Raw genomic sequence first — 641 nt, 5'->3', positions numbered from 1 at the left:
GAATTTTACGAGTGCTCAAGAAACTTTCATTGATCATTATTTCATCTAGTTTTTTAAACTCTTCTTCAGTTAATTTAGCTTTTCTCCCACCATTCTTGTATTTTGGATATAAATTTTCATATCCTCCCTCATTCCACTCATCTAACCATCTATGCCCAGTAGATAATGAAATTTCCATCAATTCTACTGCTTCATCAACAGTTTTTCCATTGTACAAAAATCGAATAAAAATCAACTTTTTCAAAACATCAGCTTCTTGCTGATGCCTACTAATAATTTTATTCAAACGACTTTTCTTAACACACATTTTAACTCTTTTTTGTATTTTATTTACCATAAAAATAATTTGTTTCACATTACTTTTAAACTTTTCGATTTAAACTATATATTAATAATACTATTGTTTGTCAGGGACTGTCAATTTGTTAGTTGTTTTGAATTGGTGGTTATCCAGTTGAATATTCTATGGTAAATTTGATTCATGAATCCTATTCCTGTTCTGAATTTATTTTTTTCTGCTTTAGGCATTGTATTTCCAATATAATTCTCTGTAATGTTGTTAGTAGCTGGTAACTTATTCTTATGCTCTTTTTTATAAAATGCTATAAACTTTTTATAAACTGGCATGAATTTTTTATTCA

At 27.3% G+C, this 641-nt stretch carries 2 protein-coding genes; both read right to left on the bottom strand.

The features are described 5' to 3' along the window. Positions 1-307: helix-turn-helix domain-containing protein (locus MBCUT_RS01760; RefSeq protein WP_169805360.1), on the bottom strand; the 307-nt coding region annotated here is incomplete at its 3' end. Between the two features lie 110 nt (positions 308-417). Next, positions 418-641, bottom strand: a 224-nt coding sequence (locus tag MBCUT_RS11170) for a hypothetical protein (protein WP_211263757.1), incomplete at its 5' end; no start/stop codon positions are given.

Origin of the sequence: Methanobrevibacter cuticularis (assembly GCF_001639285.1) — an archaeon.
In the GTDB taxonomy this organism is placed as follows: domain Archaea; phylum Methanobacteriota; class Methanobacteria; order Methanobacteriales; family Methanobacteriaceae; genus Methanobaculum; species Methanobaculum cuticulare.
The sequence above is the reverse complement of the archived record's forward strand: the minus strand, read 5'-3'. Positions and strand labels throughout refer to the sequence as shown.